This is a genomic window from Flavobacterium foetidum, from assembly GCF_004634245.1.
Classification (GTDB): Bacteria; Bacteroidota; Bacteroidia; order Flavobacteriales; family Flavobacteriaceae; genus Flavobacterium; species Flavobacterium foetidum.
In genome coordinates this window covers 186,990-204,062 of the sequence record NZ_SJTF01000005.1, presented here as the reverse complement: position 1 = coordinate 204,062, position 17,073 = coordinate 186,990, and the positions used below count along the sequence as shown (strand labels likewise).

Sequence of the window (17,073 nt, the reverse complement as noted above, 5' to 3'; positions counted from 1 at the left end):
CAATTGTAGCGAATTAAGGCATAATTAGTTCTCTAAGATAGTATTAGAAATTCCTAAATAGAAAATTTGATGAAAACAAAAGCTATTATATACACTGTTTTTGCGATTGTATTGAGTGTTTTTACAAGTCAGGCGCAGAAAGTTCAGGCTCAGAATCCCATTATTTTCGCAGACGTTCCTGATTTATCTCTAATAAGGGTAAACGATGTTTATTATATGAGCAGCACTACAATGCATATGAATCCGGGTGTGCCGATTATGAAATCTAAAGATTTGGTGAATTGGCATCTGGTTAACTATGCCTATGATATTTTAGAAGATAAGGATGACCGACTCAATTTAGACCATGGCAAAAATGACTACGGTAGAGGTTCGTGGGCGAGCAGTCTGCGTTATCATCATGGCGTGTATTATGTGAGCACTTTTTCAGGAGCAACAGGCAAAACTTATATTTTTTCTACAAAAGATATTGAAAAAGGCCCTTGGAAGCGAATTGTTTTGAACAACTCCTATCATGACCATTCGCTTTTTTTTGATGATGATGGAAAAGTTTATCTGGTTTGGGGAGGCGGAAAACTTCAGATTGTGGAATTAAAAGAAAATCTGTCAGAAGTTAAAGAAGAGACAAAAAGAGTTTTGATAGAAAATGCGAATGCTCCTGCCAAGAGCGACATCATGTTGCCAGCAGAAGGATCACAGCTTTTTAAGATTAACGGAAAATATTATTTGTTTAATATCTGCTGGCCCAAAAATGGTATGCGCACTGTGATCATACACAGAGCAAATACTATTTCTGGTCCATGGGAAGGAAAAATCGGGCTACAGAATTTAGGCGTGGCACAAGGCGGACTTGTAGACACTCCAGACGGCAGATGGTTTTCGTATCTATTTAGAGATGCAGGTGGCGTAGGACGTATTCCGTACCTAGTTCCTGTTAAGTGGGAAAACGGCTGGCCAATATTGGGAGAAAATGATAAAGTACCTCAAAGTCTTAATCTTCCGGCCAATAGAAGCCTTATTCCTGGAATTGTAAACTCAGACGAATTTAATCGTAAAAACGGAGAAAATGACCTGCCTTTGGTTTGGCAATGGAATCATAATCCGGATAATACGAGTTGGTCAGTAAAAGAGAGAAAAGGTTATTTGAGATTAAAGACATCACGAATAGACAGCAGTTTTACGCAGGCAAAAAATACTTTGACACAGAGAACTTTTGGCCCGATATGTTCGGCCACGACGGTGCTGGAGCTTTCCAACATGAAAGATGGAGATTTTGCTGGTCTTTCGCTCTTGCAAAAAGATTTTGGTCTTGTTGGCGTAAAAGTAAATAGTGGAACAAAAAGCATTGTCATGATAGAGACTGAAAAGGGAAATCCGAAAGAAGCAGATAGCGTTTTATTACATCAGGACAAAATATATTTTAAAGCCGAATGCGATTTTAGGAACCAAGCAGATCAGGGAAGGTTTTATTACAGTCTCGATGGGAAAAAATGGATCAGTATAGGAAACCCCATCAAGATGCCCTATACCATTCCGCATTTTATGGGCTACCGATTCGGATTGTTTAATTATGCTACCAAAATTACGGGAGGTTTCGCTGATTTTGATTATTTCCGTATCGAAGAAAAGATTTCAGAAACGAAGTAATTTCTAGAAAATCTCGAATGCAATTTAAAAGACAGAAACAATGAAAGTACGACATTGGTTTATTATAAATTTATTTGCAGCAGTTGGCACCTATGCACAATTGTTGCCCTATAAAAATCCTGCTTTAAGTGCTGCTGATAGAGCAAAAGACTTAATTTCAAGATTAACGCTTGAAGAGAAAGCGGCATTAATGTGCGATCAGTCGGATGCGGTTCCAAGACTTGGAATTAAAAAATTTAATTGGTGGAGCGAAGCTTTGCATGGTTATGCAAACAATGACAATGTGACTGTTTTTCCTGAGCCTATCGGAATGGCTGCCTCATTTGATGACCAATTGCTTTATCGAGTCTTTAATGCTGTATCTGACGAAGCCAGAGCCAAATACAACCAGTGGATTAAGGACGGAAATGAAAATAAACGCTTTTTAAGTCTATCAGTATGGACACCAAATGTCAATATTTTCAGGGATCCAAGATGGGGACGCGGACAGGAAACTTATGGAGAAGACCCTTATCTGACTTCTAGAATGGGAGTTTCGGTTGTAAAAGGATTGCAAGGCCCGGCAGATGCTAAATACCGTAAACTTTTAGCATGTGCCAAACATTTTGCTGTGCATTCTGGTCCTGAATGGAGCAGGCACGAACTGAATTTAAATAATGTAAATCCACGTGAACTTTACGAAACGTATCTGCCTGCTTTTAAGGCATTGGTACAGGAATCAGACGTTCGCCAAGTCATGTGCGCCTACCAACGTCTGGATGATGAACCTTGTTGCAGCAACACTAGATTATTGCAACGCATTCTTAGAGATGAATGGGGATACAAATATATGGTAGTATCAGACTGTGGCGCCATAACCGATTTTTACACCACTCACAAAGTGTCATCAGATGCGGTTCGTGCTGCTTCTAGAGCAGTACTTGCAGGAACAGATGTAGAGTGTGTCTGGGAAAATTATCCTTTTAAAAATCTGCCAGAAGCGGTTGAAAAAGATTTAATCAAAGAAGCTGCTATCAATAAAAGTTTGCAGCGTGTGTTAGAAGGCCGTTTTGAGTTGGGAGAAATGGATGATGATGCTATCGTACCATGGGCACAGATTCCGCCATCAGTTCTTAACAGTCCAGAACATCAGCAGCTGGCATTAGAAATGGCACAGAAATCAATGACATTATTGCAAAATAAAAACAACATTCTTCCATTAGCTAAAACAGCGAAAAAAATTGCTGTTATTGGACCAAATGCAGCAAACGAACCTATGTTATGGGGAAATTATAACGGAATTCCAGTTAGAACAATTACAATCAAACAAGGAATAGAGTCTAAAACAGAAGCTGATAAAATCTTTTATGATAAAGCTTGTGACTTGGTAGAAGATAAAGTCAATCAAACGTATTTTGATCAGATTTCTTTTGAAGGAAAAAAAGGAATGAAAGCCACTTATTGGAACAATCCAAACAGAGAAGGAAACAGCGTTATCCCGACTCAGATTACCAATCCGATAAAAATGACAACCGCCGGACAACAAGAGTTTGCATCTGGAGTTAAACTGGAAGGCTTTTCTGCAAAATACGAAACAGATTTTACAGCCAAAGAAACAGATACGCTCGTTTTTAAAACAGGTGCCACAGGATTTTTTGAGTTATTGGTTGATGGAAAATCTATCGCAAAATATACAAATTGGAGAACAGTTCCTGCCAATATTCCGTTTCCTGTAGAAGCTGGTAAAACGTATAAAATTGAGATTCATTTTGCGCAATCAAACAACTGGCAGGCGAATCTTGAATTTGATTTCGGAAAAGAATTTGATGTCAATTTCAACTCATTAATCCAAAAACTAAAAGGAATTGAGACAGTAGTTTTTGTAGGAGGTCTTTCTACTTTGCTGGAAGGAGAAGAAATGCCAGTTTCTTATCCCGGTTTTAAAGGAGGCGACAGAACCCATATAGAATTGCCAGCCGTACAGAGAAAATGTCTAAAAGAATTAAAAGAAGCAGGAAAAAAAGTAGTTTTTGTAAACTGTTCTGGCTCTGCTATTGCCTTAACGCCAGAAACGTCAAGCTGCGATGCTATTTTGCAGGCGTGGTATCCGGGAGAGTCTGGAGGTAAGGCTGTTGCCGACGTGCTTTTTGGAGATTACAATCCTGCCGGGAAATTGCCAGTTTCTTTCTACAAGAACTCCGAAATATTGGGCGATTTCGAAGATTATTCCATGAAAGGACGCACTTACCGATATACTACAGACGTATTGTTTCCTTTTGGTTTTGGATTAAGCTATTCTAAATTTATTGTCGGTGTTGGTAAATTGAACAAGAATAGCATAAAACCAAATGAAAACATTCAATTGAATATTTCGTTGCAAAATGTAAGTAAACGTGACGGAACCGAGATTATTCAGGTATATGTAAAAAAAATAGATGATATTGACGGTCCTTTAAAAACATTAAAAGCCTTTAAACGCGTGGCTGTAAAAGCTGGAAATAAAGAAAATGTAGTTATAGATTTGCCAGCTTCTTCATTTGAATTTTATGACGCTGCATCTAGGACAGTCAAAGTAACAGCTGGAGAATATGAAATTTACTACGGGACCAGTTCAGCCGTCAAAGATCTTAAAAAACTTAAGATATTTGTACAATAAAAAACGCTATAAACATTTCGGTATGCAATCTAAACTGACTTTTATTCTTGTTCTTATTTATTCCTGTGCGGTGAGCGCGCAGTCTGTAGTAAAAAGCCCAGACGGCAAACTGGCGGTATCGGTTTTTAGTAACAACGGAAAACCTCAGTATAGTGTAAAATACAACGAAAAGACGTTTATCGAAAAATCTCCTCTCGGTTTAAAAACAAATGCAGGAGATTTCAGTTCAGGATTAACATTAGAACAAAATAGCGGCCACAGTAAAATAGACGAATCCTATCAGTTGCGTAATATAAAAACGAGCAGTGTACATTATCGTGCAAACGAAGCTGTTTTTTCATTTACAAAAGATGGAAAACCAGCATTAGACGTCATTTTCAGAGTAAGCAACAACAATCTAGCATTCAAATATAAATTACATCCGCAGAAAGAAACTCTTTCTTGTGTGGTACAAGAAGAAGCTTCGGGATTTTTACTGCCGCAAGGAACCACTACATTCCTTTGTCCACAAAGTAATCCGATGACAGGTTTTGCGAGAACGGCTCCTAGTTATGAAACCTCATATACATGGGATGATGTTGTCGGGAAAAATGGTTTGGGAAATGGATATACATTTCCATGTTTATTTAAAGCAGGCAGCAACGGTTGGATTTTAATTTCGGAAACTGGAGTAGATAGTGGTTATTGTGCAAGCAGATTAATGGGGAATGAAAACGGATTGTATACAATTGGTTTTCCGATGCCGGGAGAAAATAACGGAAACGGAACAACTGCACCAGGAATCGCACTTACGGGCGAAACACCATGGCGCACGATTACAATTGGAGAAACGCTCGCTCCAATAGTTGAGACCACTATTCCTTTTGATTTGGTTAAACCAAAATACGAAGCTTCCACAGAATACCAATATACAAAAGGAACGTGGAGCTGGATTATAAAAATGGATGATAACACGACTTTTCCTGTACAAAAGCAGTACATCGATTTTAGCGCCACACTGGGATATGAAACCGTACTAGTTGATGCGCTTTGGGATACACAAATAGGAAGGGATAAGATAGCAGAGTTGGCTGCTTATGGTGCCAAAAAAGGTGTTGGACTGTATTTATGGTACAATTCTAATGGATACTGGAATGATGCGCCCCAAAGTCCAAAAGGATTGATGCATAATGCAACTATACGACGCAAAGAAATGGCGTGGATGAAGAGCATTGGAATCAAAGGAATTAAAGTTGACTTTTTTGGAGGCGATAAACAGGTAACCATGAAATTGTATGAAGATATTTTAACCGATGCCAATGAATATGGAATTATGGTTATTTTTCATGGTTGTACTTTACCACGCGGCTGGGAACGTATGTATCCCAATTTCGCATCCAGCGAAGCTGTTTTAGCAAGTGAAAATTTGCATTTTGGGCAAAAAAGCTGTGATAACGAAGCCATGAATGCGGCAACACATGTTTTTATCAGAAACACGGTCGGCAGCATGGATTTTGGAGGAAGCGCATTAAACAAATTCTATAATAGCGATAATATCACAAACAAAGGTTCGAAAAGAATGACTTCTGATGTGTTTGCTTTAGCCACTTCAGTGCTTTTTCAAAGTGGCGTACAGCATTTTGCATTAGCACCAAATAATTTGTCAGATGCTCCAGATTGGGCCATAAAATTTATGAAGGATGTGCCAACAACATGGGATGAGGTTCGTTTTCTGGAAGGATATCCAGGAAAATATGTAGTACTAGCCAGAAGAAAAGGAACAAAATGGTTTATCGCAGGAATTAATGCTGAAAATAAAACATTGAAGACAAAATTAAGATTGGATATGCTCAATGCTGATGTAGCATTAAATTACTATAGTGACGATGATCAATTAAAAGGAAGACTTACTACATTGAAAATCAGTAAAACAAAAGAAGTCGAAATAAAAATACCAAAAAACGGAGGAGTGTTGCTCGTAAATTAAAACGTTTATTGAATCAATTAAAAAAAGTCAGCTTACTAAAATATGCTGACTTTTTTTATGAAAGAATATTACAATGGTTTATAGAATTAAAATCCGGTCTTTTCAAAAAATAGATTCACATAGTATCACTCAATTTTTCAAGTTTTGAAGAAATTCCATCATTTTTTAAAACCTATTCTTGACAATATCGTTTTTCCTAAGGACCAAAAAAAAACAAAATTTTGGTGCAATTTTGTTTTTAGTGGTTTCGTCATTTAAAATTTTAACACAATCTGTAAAATTTCCACTTTTCTCAAAATTTTTCTTACGAATTAGCTTTTTTTAGCATTATAGCAAAATATTTTTTGTATATGCGATTTTTCTTATTGTTTTTTAACGTTTTTATTTTGCTTTTTTATTTCTTTTATTTTCTTTTGCTTTCTTTTTATTATTCTTTTTAGCGTTTTTTTGTAGTTGTTTATTTATATTTGGATAAAATATCTTTTAATTTATGGGAAACGATGATGCCAAGTATATAAAAAATATAAATAACTAAAAGATGATTATATGGAAAAAATTAGAGAATAGACCTTCAAAATTCTGAATAGACTACTCTGATCTTTTGTTCGACCTTCAGAACAAAATCGTTTTACACGGAAGATTTATGATGTGAAAGTAAAGCAAAAGCAATCAAAATAGATAGACTAATTCTACACAGCTATTCATTTGGTGGAGAATATTGGCGTCAAAACAGGCAATTGTTTTGAAAGCGATGAATTTCTACAGTAACGAACCTGTTTAGTTTGAGATTCTTAATCTAAAACGGTCTATTGAAATTAAATGCAATTCGATTTCACTAAATGTGAAAGAAAAAATTTTATAACAGCCAATAAACCAAAAAACGATGAAAGTAAAATATTATATATTTTTTCTAGGACTTTTATTATTCGTGCCAATTTACGGGCAACAACAAAAAGATATTAAAGGAAAAATTACAGATGGCTTGGGATTACCTGTGCCAGGAGTAAACATTATTGAAAAGGGAACCACAAACGGAGTTCAAAGTGATTTAGATGGAAAATTTTCACTTAAGGTAAAAAGTGAAAAAGCAGTGTTAGTGGCTACTTATGTTGGTTTCAAAACAAAAGAGGTTTCGTTAAACGGGCAAACCAATATTTCGATTAAATTAGAAGAGGAATCTTCTAAATTAGATGAAGTTGTTGTTGTCGGTTACGGTTCTGTAAAGAAAAAAGATTTAACCGGATCTGTGATTTCTGTAGGGGCAGACAAATTGGAAGGCAGGTCAAATTTTAATGCGCTTCAATCACTTGGAGGACAAGCTTCGGGTGTCCAAATTATACAGTCTCAAGGTGCGCCAGGTCTTGCTCCAACCGTAAAAATTCGTGGAGCTTCTTCTATAAATGCAGGAACGACACCGCTGTATGTTATAGATGGTATTCCGCTTGAAGATAATACGACTAATTCAACCGATGCAGGAATTAGCGGCGGTAGTAATTTGAGTTACAATCGAAATCCGTTAAATTCAATTAATCCCAACGATATTGAGTCAATTGATGTGTTGAAAGATGCATCTTCGGCAGCCATTTATGGTTCTAGGGGTGCTAATGGTGTGGTGATCATTACGACCAAGCAAGGAAAAGCAGGTAAAACAAAGATTGACGCAATTTTTGAGTCTGGAATTTCTAAAGTCAACCGTAAAGTTGATATGATGAATGCATCAGAATTTATTGCCTACAATACGGCCGCAAGAAATAATACATGGGCGACAACTGTTGCTGCAAATCCATCAGCTACAAGAGGGCTTGGTGTAACTGTTCCTGTAGAATTCTCTGATCCAGAGTGGATTGCCCGCATCGGAAACGGAACTGACTGGCAGGATGTGGCATTGAGAACTGCAACTAACATGAATTTTCAGTTGTCGGCTTCTGGTGGAACCGAGAAGACACAATTTATGACATCATTAGGATATATAAATTCAGAGGGTGTTGTAGATAGTAATACCTTCGAAAGAATCAATGTTAGGTCAAACCTCAAACATAAGTTTAATGATAAAGTTCGTATGGGCATGAATATCGGTCTTAGCCAGATAAAAGAAGCTCCATACGGTACAGGGGGAAAGAGTGATGTAGTGGGCTTGGCTTTGCAAAGTGATCCATTTTTCCCGCTTTATGTTGAAACGGGAAGCCTTGGTTTTAAGGATCCTGCGTCGATTTGGAACACATTTGCTAAATACGGTTTCCAATTATGGCATCCTTATTCGTTAACAAGAGAGGCTATTGCCAAAAAAAGAACAAATGTATCCATAATCACTTCTTTTCTGGAATGGGATGTTATAAAAGATTTGACTTTTAAAACTTCAGTAAGTTCAAATATTGAAAACACAGTTCATAATTTTTATTGGAATGCAGGCCAGAACTGGGGATACTCAGGATGGGTTCCAGCTCAGGCTGATTTCAAAACGTTGCAATCCAATAATTGGATTTCAGAAAGTACGCTGAATTACAACAAGAAGTTTAACGAAAATCATAATTTGAATGTTTTGGCTGGTTTTTCTGCTCAAGAACAACGTACAGATATGAGTAGTATGTCGGCTGGCAGTTTCCCGAATGACTTAGTGCATACTTTGAATGCCGGTGTTGTTAATGCGGGTTATACTACTTCAGAAGAGTGGTCGCTACTATCTTATTTGGCTCGCGCTAATTATTCATATAAAGGCAAATATCTCTTAACAGGAGCAATTCGAGCTGATGGGTCTTCTCGTTTTGGAGCAAACAATAAGTGGGGCTATTTCCCATCAGGATCAGTTGCTTGGCGTATTTCAGAAGAACCTTTTCTAAAGGAATCTTCCTGGTTAACTAATTTGAAAGTTAGGTTGAGTTATGGAGAAACGGGTAACAATTCGATTCCGAACTATGGATCGATTGGTGTTTTAGGTTATAGTCCTTATGTAAGTTCAGGTACGGTAAATCAAGGTATTTATACAACAAATTTTGCTGATAAAAATCTGAAATGGGAAAAAACAGGCCAAACCAATTTTGGACTTGATGTAAGTGTTTTTAATGGACGTGTGAAATTTACGGGCGACATTTATTATTCAAAAACTAAGGATTTGCTGCTGAATGTTCCGATTCCGATTATTTCTGGTTTCTCTTCTACCTTGACCAATATAGGTGAGCTAGAAAACAAAGGATTTGAAGTAAGTCTTAGTACAATCAATATAGACAGCAAATTCAAGTGGAGTACTGATTTCAATATTTTCGCCAACCGAAATAAAGTACTGAAACTTGGTGCAAACAATGCTCCAATAGATATTAATGTGAGCAGTATGACATCACGCACAGCTGTGGGACAGCCTATAGGAATGTATTATGGTTATATTATTGATGGCGTAATTATGTCGCAAGCGGAGTTAGATAGCAAAGCATATCCTGTATGGCCAGGTAGTGAAGCAGGGGATCCAAGAGTAAGAGACGTCAACAACGATGGTAAAATTAATTCTGACGACAGAACTTATTTAGGAAACTACCAACCTGATTTTCAATGGGGATTAACTAATAATTTTTCTTACTCAGGATTTGAGCTTTCTGTTTTATTGCGCGGTTCACAAGGAGGTGAAATCCTTAACCATAGTGCTCGATATTTAAAATCTGGTGTAGGAGGAGGAAACCGTAACATGTATTCTGTTGTCAATAATTACTGGAAATCTGATGCTGATCCAGGAAACGGAATGATTCCGAAACCTCGCATGACACCAAATACTGTGCAGGATTTTGGATCAAGCTACTGGGTAGAAGATGGGTCTTTTGTTCGTATCCAAAATATTCGTCTTGGGTATAATTTACCAAAAAGCTTAATTGAAAAAGTTAAGTTAACCAACATAAAGTTATATGTAAATATGGAAAATGTGCATGTGTTCTCAAAATATTTAGGTTATGATCCAGAGGGCAGTACGTATCAATCTGGCTCAATGGTGGGCTTTGATTATGGAGCATATCCAAATCCGTTTACGGCTACTATGGGACTGAATGTTAGTTTTTAAAAATCGAAAAAAATCATTTAATACTTAAAAAGATGAAAAAAATAATAACAATGCTTTTTTGTGGCTTATTCCTGTTAGGATGTAGTTCAGATTTTTTAGATAAGGCCCCTATTTCAAATGCTAATGAAGAGAATTTCTATAAATCTCAAAAAGATATTGAAACAGCTCTTTGGTCAGCCTATAATTCGCTTTATCTATTGTATGGTCCTGAAAGTCTCCCATCTTTTTATGGAGAGTTAATGTCTGATAATGCTTATAGCGATAATGCTGCGGGAAGAGTACAAGACTATGAAAGCTTCGAATTGCACACCATGAAGATTGATAATGAGTTAGTGTATAATTTCTGGAACAATTACTATAAGTCAATCTACATTGTAAACAATATCATTACCAGTGCCGAAAAACTTGATTTTCCAAATCGTGATGCCTTGATTGGAGAAGCAAAGTTTTTACGTTCGTTGTATTATTTTGATATGGTTCGTGCTTGGGGAGATGTTCCATTGGTTACAACTCCAATCAGTATTGCTCAAGCTTATGAGCAAGGACGCACGCCAAAAGATCAAGTTTATGAGCAAATCATTAAAGATCTTGATTTTGCAGCAGCTAAATTACCAATAAAAACAAGTCAGCGTTTCGTAGGAGCTGCGAGTCAAGAAGCGGCTAATACTTTGCTGGGCAAGGTTTATCTCACTTTGGGCAATAAGGCAAAAGCGACCGAAGCTTTATTGAAAGTTTATGGCAAGTTTAGTCTGGTACCGTATGCCGATTTATGGGATTTAACCAAGAAGAACGGTGCATCATCTATTTTTGAGATTCAATATAAAGGAGGTATATCCAATCCATACAGTTTATATTGGGCTATGTTCACACCAGTTGACAATCGTATTGTTACTGCTTGGGGAGGCGGATTTAATCAGGTTACAAATGATTTATGGAATGCCTATGAGGCCAATGACCCAAGGAGAGATATTTCTATTCAAAATGGATATAAAACGGCTAACGGTTCAACGGTTAATGTGAAGTTTACAATCAAATGGAAAGATGCTAAAGCTCCACTTAACGGCTTAAGGGAAGCTTCGGATAATAACTTTATTATTCTTCGTTATGCAGATGTTCTTCTTATGCTGACTGAAGCGACTTCAGATCCAAAATATATGAACGAAGTTCGTGCCCGTGTTGGTTTGCCAGCTTATGGAACTGCAGGTTATCCGACTCAGTACAATACGGTAGCTCTAGCTTTAGAGCATGAAGCCCAAGTAGAATTTGCATGCGAATTCCATCGCTGGTTTGATTTAATAAGAACAGGAAGAGCTATTCCGGTAATTAAAAACAGCAGTAAAAACATTACCATTACAGAAAAGGATTTATTATTGCCTATTCCGTTTTTGGTAATTAATCAAAATCCGGGTGTTATTACCCAAAATGAAGCTTATAAATAAAATGAGCGTTTGAGTTTAATGCTCGCTTGATAGAATTGTGGAGTATTTCAGGACACTGGTAGGCCACGAGTTCAAAAAGTTGCATTAGGTTTATAATTAGTTTGATAGAATGAGTCCTATATATAGGGCTCATTTTGTTTAAATGGAATGTTTTTTTAATTTTAAAATTTTAAAAGTAACCTGATTTTGGAGAAACTGCTCAGATAAAAAGTTCTTATCAAGGATACGAGATAATGCTAACCAATTAAAATAAAATAAATAATCATAATGAATATGCCTAATTCACAATTTACAAGATACGAAGAGAATAATAATGTGTGGTTGTCTCAAAAGAGCGGCGAGGAATTTAATTTTACTGATTATGGCATAGTTCCTACTGTTCTTGGAAGTGAAGCAGAGGTAGGTCAGGCAATGTTAAAGGAACTTTACAATACTGCAGCCTCAAAAGAGGGTGATATTAATATTGCTCTTCTTGGTGGTAGAGGAGCTCAGGAATTGCATCGTTTGCTTGGAGACTTAGCTAAATCGACAGAGCAAGACCGTTTACTTGCAAGACTGAATGTATTTACTCAGGATGCACTTGCTCCATTGAGTATGAATAATGGTTTAAGTTTTGTTAGAGATTTTGAGCGTATTTTAGGTGATGCCTTTTTTACAAAGATCAAAAGTTTTACACCAATTCAAACAGATACAGAAGATTTAGAGTCCGCACTTGTACAGTATTTGACAAAATTGGAAGAATTAGGGGGTTTAGACATCTTTTTTATAGGTCATGGTCCTGAAGAAGACCATGCATCACATTTGGCTTACATTAAACCTTTTTCTGGGGCAAAAAGTGAACATATTGCAGGGATAATTCCAATATCTAATAGCATTCTGGAGCATCATATTAGTAAGTTTAAAGCTGGCGGAAGCCTTATAAATGAAAATGATGAAAAAGAATGCCGATCTGCGAAATATATTCTCACTTTAGGTCCAGCAGCCATATTACAAGCCAAGAAGGTCGTTCAGTCTGTAGTAGATGCTGATTCAGCCCCTGCTAAAGTTCAAACTTACGCAAACGTAATTAATACACAGCTGAGTTCAGATACAGATCAATTAGTACAACAATTAAACGCAAATCCAGGGTTATGGATAAGATTGCATCCAAATACTAAATCTTTTGTGCTGCCTAATTTAGGTCTTTTATAATTTATGTAATAATAAACCCGTTGGGTGTAATAAAAAAATAAAAGCATTTTAACACATAGAAGCATAGTTTTTTGTGCCGAAAAAAGAAAATGGAAGAAACAAGTTTCCACACATAGCTAAACTATGTGCATTTAGACTAGTGAAACGCCTTTTTTAAATTTAGTTAAACTATGTTTATATGTGTTGAAAATAATTTCACCCAACGAGTTAATAAAAAACTAAAAAAGCTTCATATATCCCTGAAGCTTTTTTAGTTTTTAACAGATTTTAATTTTAAACTATTTCCTTATTTATTTTTTCCTTCCAGCCAAGATATCCATTTGCAGGCAGCTCATTATTAGAATCACTTAAAACCTGTTCTGTTTGACTTTTAACAAGACCAGAGAGCTGTTCAATATCTTTATAAACACCACTTTTCAGTCCGGATAAATAAGCGGCTCCTAAAGCAGAAACATCGGAATTTTGCTGTTTGTTCAGCGGAATTCCTAATAAATCAGCTAAAAAATGAATCACAAATTTATTCTGAGTCATGCCTCCGTTTACAGAAATAGATTTCAAAGGCGCTTTCATATCTTTCGCCATGGCTTCAACCACATCTTTGATTTGATAAGGAATGCTTTCTAGAGCTGCTCTTACAATGTGATTTTTAGTTGTTCCAAAGGTCATGCCTTCAATAGAAGCTTTTCGGCTCATCTGCCAATGCGGAGCGCCTAATCCGCTAAAAGCAGGAATTAAATACACACCTGCATTGTCGGCAATTGCTGTTGCCATTGCTGCAGTTTCACGTACATCAGAGAATAATTGCAATTCATTTTTCAGCCATTCAATCGTAGAACCGCAAGAAACGATTGCGCCTTCTAGAGCATAATCAACGCGGTCTTTGGTACTCCAACAAATAGTAGTAAGCATTCCTGAATCTGATAAAACGGCTTCACCGCCAATATTCATCATGATAGAGCTTCCTGTTCCCAAAGTGACTTTTGCGGTACCTTTTTCAAAACAGCCTTCTCCAAAAGTAGCCGCATGAGAATCTCCAATTAAAGCTGTAATCGGAATTGAAGTAACGCTATTGTCGTTTAAAATCTGTTTTAAATCAAATTCTCCGAAGTCATACGAAGAAGGGCAGGCAAGAGGCAGTTTTAGGTTGCTCAATCCCCATTTTCCAAGAATTTCGGCATCCCATTCTAATGAATGAATATTAAAAAGCAAGGTTCTGGAAGCATTGGTATAATCGGTTTTGAAATGTTTTCCGTTGCTTAATTTATATAAAAGCCAGCAATCTACTGTTCCGAAGTAAACTTCTCCCTTTTCGACCTTTTCTTTTAATGCAGCATCATTTTGCAGCAGCCAAAGCAATTTAGTACCCGAAAAATAAGGATCTAATAACAATCCTGTTTTTTGTTTGATAAAATCATTCTGCCCTTTTTCAATTAAGTCAGTACAAATAGCAATGGAACGTTTACAAGCCCAGACTACTGCGGGAGCAAGCGTTTTTCCATCTTTGTCCCAAAGAACAAATGTCTCCCTTTGATTGCTGATGCCGCAGGAAGCTATATCATCAAGTTTAAACCCCTGATTGCTGAAATTGTTCAGGCAAAGACGGACAGAATCAAGAACATTCTGGTAAATATCTTCGGGATTTTGTTCTACAAAACCATTGTCGAAATAATTTGTTTTTAGGTCTACGCTTCCTTTGCAAACAGCTTGTCCTAATTCGTCAAAAATTATGGTTTTAGTACTGCTTGTACCTTGGTCAATAGCTAGAATATATTTTTTCATTATTGTAATACTAAAAATGATTTGGCAATAATTAATAATTTTGGTTAAGGAACATAGTGAATTATTGCAGCCATTCCCAACGTTTAGCCCAATCCAGCAAAACATCGCTTCTCCATTTTAGAACCGTTTTGCCGCCTTGCCAAATACCGTCAAAAAGCTCAGGATTCTGTCTATCGGTATACCAATTTTTGCCCAAATTATAATCAGTTGGATTGTGTTTCCCTGGCCAAAGATTGCTTACGAAAAAAGTGCCGTCTTGTGTTTCGAATCCGGGAATGCTCGAAGTTATTTTATAAGTTAGTTTTTCAGTACGTTTAGGAGAATATCGCACCACATAATTTCCGTTACCTTGATAAAATCCGTCCCATTTTTGTTCTCCAATTTCTGCCTGAACCGTCATTGTAAGACAGACAGAATCTTTCGGCATACTCACTACTGGACCTTTAAAACGGAATTCCATTACAGAGAAAACCGGTACAGTATCCTGAATTGACGTATTTCTTTCAAATACAATTCTCGGACTGTGCTGAAACTTTACGTAACTTCCTCCCCAGCTTTCTTTAGTTGGATCGTTAGGGTCTCCGTCCATCATGTATAATAATGACGGCGTATCGCCCATTTTCAGTCTTCCTTTGTAACGGTTATTTTCGTAGTCCTTGCCTAAAAAGCCGGCTTGTTTGATATAGTTTTTATAATAATTTTTCCCATTTAAATTTTCGGCTACATCATCTGAGAAAAATCCGTAATAAGACGAATTGGATTCTATGAACCAAAGATTTGGGAAATTCTCCGCTATATAAGCGTAACTGTTTGCACTCCATTTTTTGTTGGGTCCGCCTATAAAGAATACTTTGATATTTTTTTGTATTTCTGGCTTATCGTGCAATGCCTGTGCTAAATCGTCAAGACCTCCCCAAACCAATATCCAAAGTGGTTGTTTGCTTTTTTTTTGTGCACATTTTATAATCCAGTCAGAACCTTCTGTTGAAGTTTTAAATCCGTCATAGGGTGCAGGACCTTTTCTCCCTTGTTTTGTTATGGAACGAAGGTATTTTGGCGTAGCTAAACCTTTAACGTGCTTTTGTAGTTTTGGAAGATCCTTTTCATACAAATCGATAGTTCGCAGTATTTCTTCCTTATTACCTTCGCCATACGAAGGAGAAGAAACCAATCCTTCCAAATCAAATTTCTCACTGTACATCAGCAGATGGATCATAGATTGATTGTCGTCTGGGTCGGTACCGCCAATATCGGTGCTTACTAAGACTCTTGGCTTAACAGGCACGGGCTTTTGGGCTATAGTAGCTGTAGAAATAGCACAAAATAGAATTGAGAAAATAAGCTTTTTCATTTTTTGTTTTTTATTTGGTCAGTTGTTTAAGAGAGGAGTGGTCTGATAGGTTATTTTTTCTGATTCATTTTATCAATGATAACCGCTAGTAGAATTACGAAGCCTTTTACGACCTGTTGCCAAAAAGGAGAAACATCCAGTAAAACCAAACCGTTGTTTAAAACTCCGATAATTACGGCACCGATTACTGTACCTGCCACCGTACCAATACCGCCAGAAAGAGATGTTCCGCCAATAACTACGGCTGCAATTGAATCCAGTTCGTAACTTATACCGGCATTTGGCTGCGCTGAGTTGAGCCTCGAAGTTACCAGAACACCACCAACAGCGGCCATCATTCCGGCGATTCCGTAAACTGCCAATTTTATTTTATTGATGTTGATTCCGGATAAAAATGCAGCTCGCTCATTACCGCCAATGGCATAAATATATCTTCCAAAAGTTGTTTTTTTGGTTAAAAAGAGCACAATCAGCACCATAAGTATAGAAATCCACACAGGAGCGGGAATCCCTAAAATCCAACCAGAACCTATGAATTCAAATTCGGCACCTAAATTAGAAATAGGAATACCTTCTGTGTAAAGCATGGTCAATCCTCGCGCAATGGTGAGCATGGCAAGCGTGGCTACAAAGGGCGGAATGGAGAATTTGGTGATCACCCAGCCGTTGAAAAGCCCCAAGGCCAAACCAATAAGAATGGAAACCAAAATGGCTCCTAAAACGGAAAAGCCGACAAATAAATCCAGAGACTCAAAGGCGAGTCCGTTTTTCAATAAACCTGCACAAACTGCTGCGGTAAAACCTAGTACAGAACCTACGGAAAGATCAATTCCTGCCATCAAGACTACTAAAGTCATTCCGACAGAAATACATACATTTACAGATATTTGCCTTAATACATTCCAAAGATTGGCGCTGGTCATGAATTTGTCCGATAATAGGCTGAAAAGCAGACACAAGAGAAAGAGTGCAATCAACGACTGCGATTTTTTGATAAGTGGGTGGTTTAAGGAGATAGTCATAGTA

At 37.1% G+C, this 17,073-nt stretch carries 9 protein-coding genes; 6 read left to right on the top strand and 3 right to left on the bottom strand.

Annotated elements, in window-relative coordinates; translation table 11 throughout:
• Window positions 1–69 precede the first annotated feature (69 nt).
• The 6 genes from E0W73_RS08810 to E0W73_RS08785 all read left to right on the top strand — a co-directional run bounded on the left by E0W73_RS08810 (window position 70) and on the right by E0W73_RS08785 (window position 12,917).
• Window positions 70–1,647: a glycoside hydrolase family 43 protein gene (locus E0W73_RS08810; protein ID WP_135221714.1), complete on the top strand. Its 1,578-nt coding sequence runs from the start codon at window positions 70–72 to the stop codon at window positions 1,645–1,647.
• A gap of 40 nt (window positions 1,648–1,687) precedes the next feature.
• Window positions 1,688–4,282 carry a xylan 1,4-beta-xylosidase gene (gene xyl3A, locus E0W73_RS08805; protein ID WP_135221713.1) on the top strand — a complete coding sequence of 865 codons (2,595 nt, stop codon included), beginning with the start codon at window positions 1,688–1,690 and terminating at the stop codon, window positions 4,280–4,282.
• Complete coding sequence (locus E0W73_RS08800; RefSeq protein ID WP_244248458.1) at window positions 4,215–6,248, top strand: glycoside hydrolase family 97 protein; 2,034 nt, start codon at window positions 4,215–4,217, stop codon at window positions 6,246–6,248. The genes xyl3A and E0W73_RS08800 overlap by 68 nt, the downstream gene beginning before the upstream one ends.
• 883 nt (window positions 6,249–7,131) lie before the next feature.
• Window positions 7,132–10,287 carry a SusC/RagA family TonB-linked outer membrane protein gene (locus E0W73_RS08795; RefSeq protein WP_135221711.1) on the top strand — a complete coding sequence of 1,052 codons (3,156 nt, stop codon included), beginning with the start codon at window positions 7,132–7,134 and terminating at the stop codon, window positions 10,285–10,287.
• A 32-nt stretch (window positions 10,288–10,319) separates the two neighbouring features.
• Window positions 10,320–11,726 (top strand): RagB/SusD family nutrient uptake outer membrane protein, encoded by a 1,407-nt coding sequence (locus E0W73_RS08790; RefSeq protein ID WP_135221710.1) that lies wholly within the window; start codon window positions 10,320–10,322, stop codon window positions 11,724–11,726.
• 267 nt (window positions 11,727–11,993) lie between these two features.
• Entirely contained in the window at window positions 11,994–12,917 is a 924-nt protein-coding gene (locus E0W73_RS08785; RefSeq protein ID WP_135221709.1) for a hypothetical protein, read from the top strand.
• Between the two features lie 273 nt (window positions 12,918–13,190).
• Here the strand turns inward: E0W73_RS08785 and E0W73_RS08780 are convergent, their stop codons facing one another.
• From E0W73_RS08780 to E0W73_RS08770, 3 genes are all read right to left on the bottom strand, one after another.
• On the bottom strand, window positions 13,191–14,696 hold the full coding sequence (locus E0W73_RS08780) for an FGGY family carbohydrate kinase (protein WP_135221708.1): 1,506 nt from the start codon (window positions 14,694–14,696) through the stop codon (window positions 13,191–13,193).
• A 61-nt stretch (window positions 14,697–14,757) separates the two neighbouring features.
• The gene (locus E0W73_RS08775; protein ID WP_135221707.1) at window positions 14,758–16,047 is read right to left on the bottom strand and encodes a nucleoside hydrolase-like domain-containing protein; all 1,290 of its coding nucleotides are present in this window, start codon (window positions 16,045–16,047) and stop codon (window positions 14,758–14,760) included.
• A 50-nt stretch (window positions 16,048–16,097) separates the two neighbouring features.
• A complete protein-coding gene (locus E0W73_RS08770; RefSeq protein WP_135221706.1) occupies window positions 16,098–17,069 on the bottom strand; it encodes an ABC transporter permease in 972 nt (323 codons plus the stop codon).
• Window positions 17,070–17,073 lie beyond the last annotated feature (4 nt).

Bases quoted from the DNA above. Each gene is read 5' to 3' on its own strand.
- E0W73_RS08810 (WP_135221714.1), top strand. From the start codon at position 70: ATGAAAACAAAAGCTATTATATACACTGTTTTTGCGATTGTATTGAGT.
- xyl3A (WP_135221713.1), top strand. From the start codon at position 1,688: ATGAAAGTACGACATTGGTTTATTATAAATTTATTTGCAGCAGTTGGC.
- E0W73_RS08800 (WP_244248458.1), top strand. From the start codon at position 4,215: ATGAAATTTACTACGGGACCAGTTCAGCCGTCAAAGATCTTAAAAAAC.
- E0W73_RS08795 (WP_135221711.1), top strand. From the start codon at position 7,132: ATGAAAGTAAAATATTATATATTTTTTCTAGGACTTTTATTATTCGTG.
- E0W73_RS08790 (WP_135221710.1), top strand. From the start codon at position 10,320: ATGAAAAAAATAATAACAATGCTTTTTTGTGGCTTATTCCTGTTAGGA.
- E0W73_RS08785 (WP_135221709.1), top strand. From the start codon at position 11,994: ATGAATATGCCTAATTCACAATTTACAAGATACGAAGAGAATAATAAT.
- E0W73_RS08780 (WP_135221708.1), bottom strand. From the start codon at position 14,696: ATGAAAAAATATATTCTAGCTATTGACCAAGGTACAAGCAGTACTAAA.
- E0W73_RS08775 (WP_135221707.1), bottom strand. From the start codon at position 16,047: ATGAAAAAGCTTATTTTCTCAATTCTATTTTGTGCTATTTCTACAGCT.
- E0W73_RS08770 (WP_135221706.1), bottom strand. From the start codon at position 17,069: ATGACTATCTCCTTAAACCACCCACTTATCAAAAAATCGCAGTCGTTG.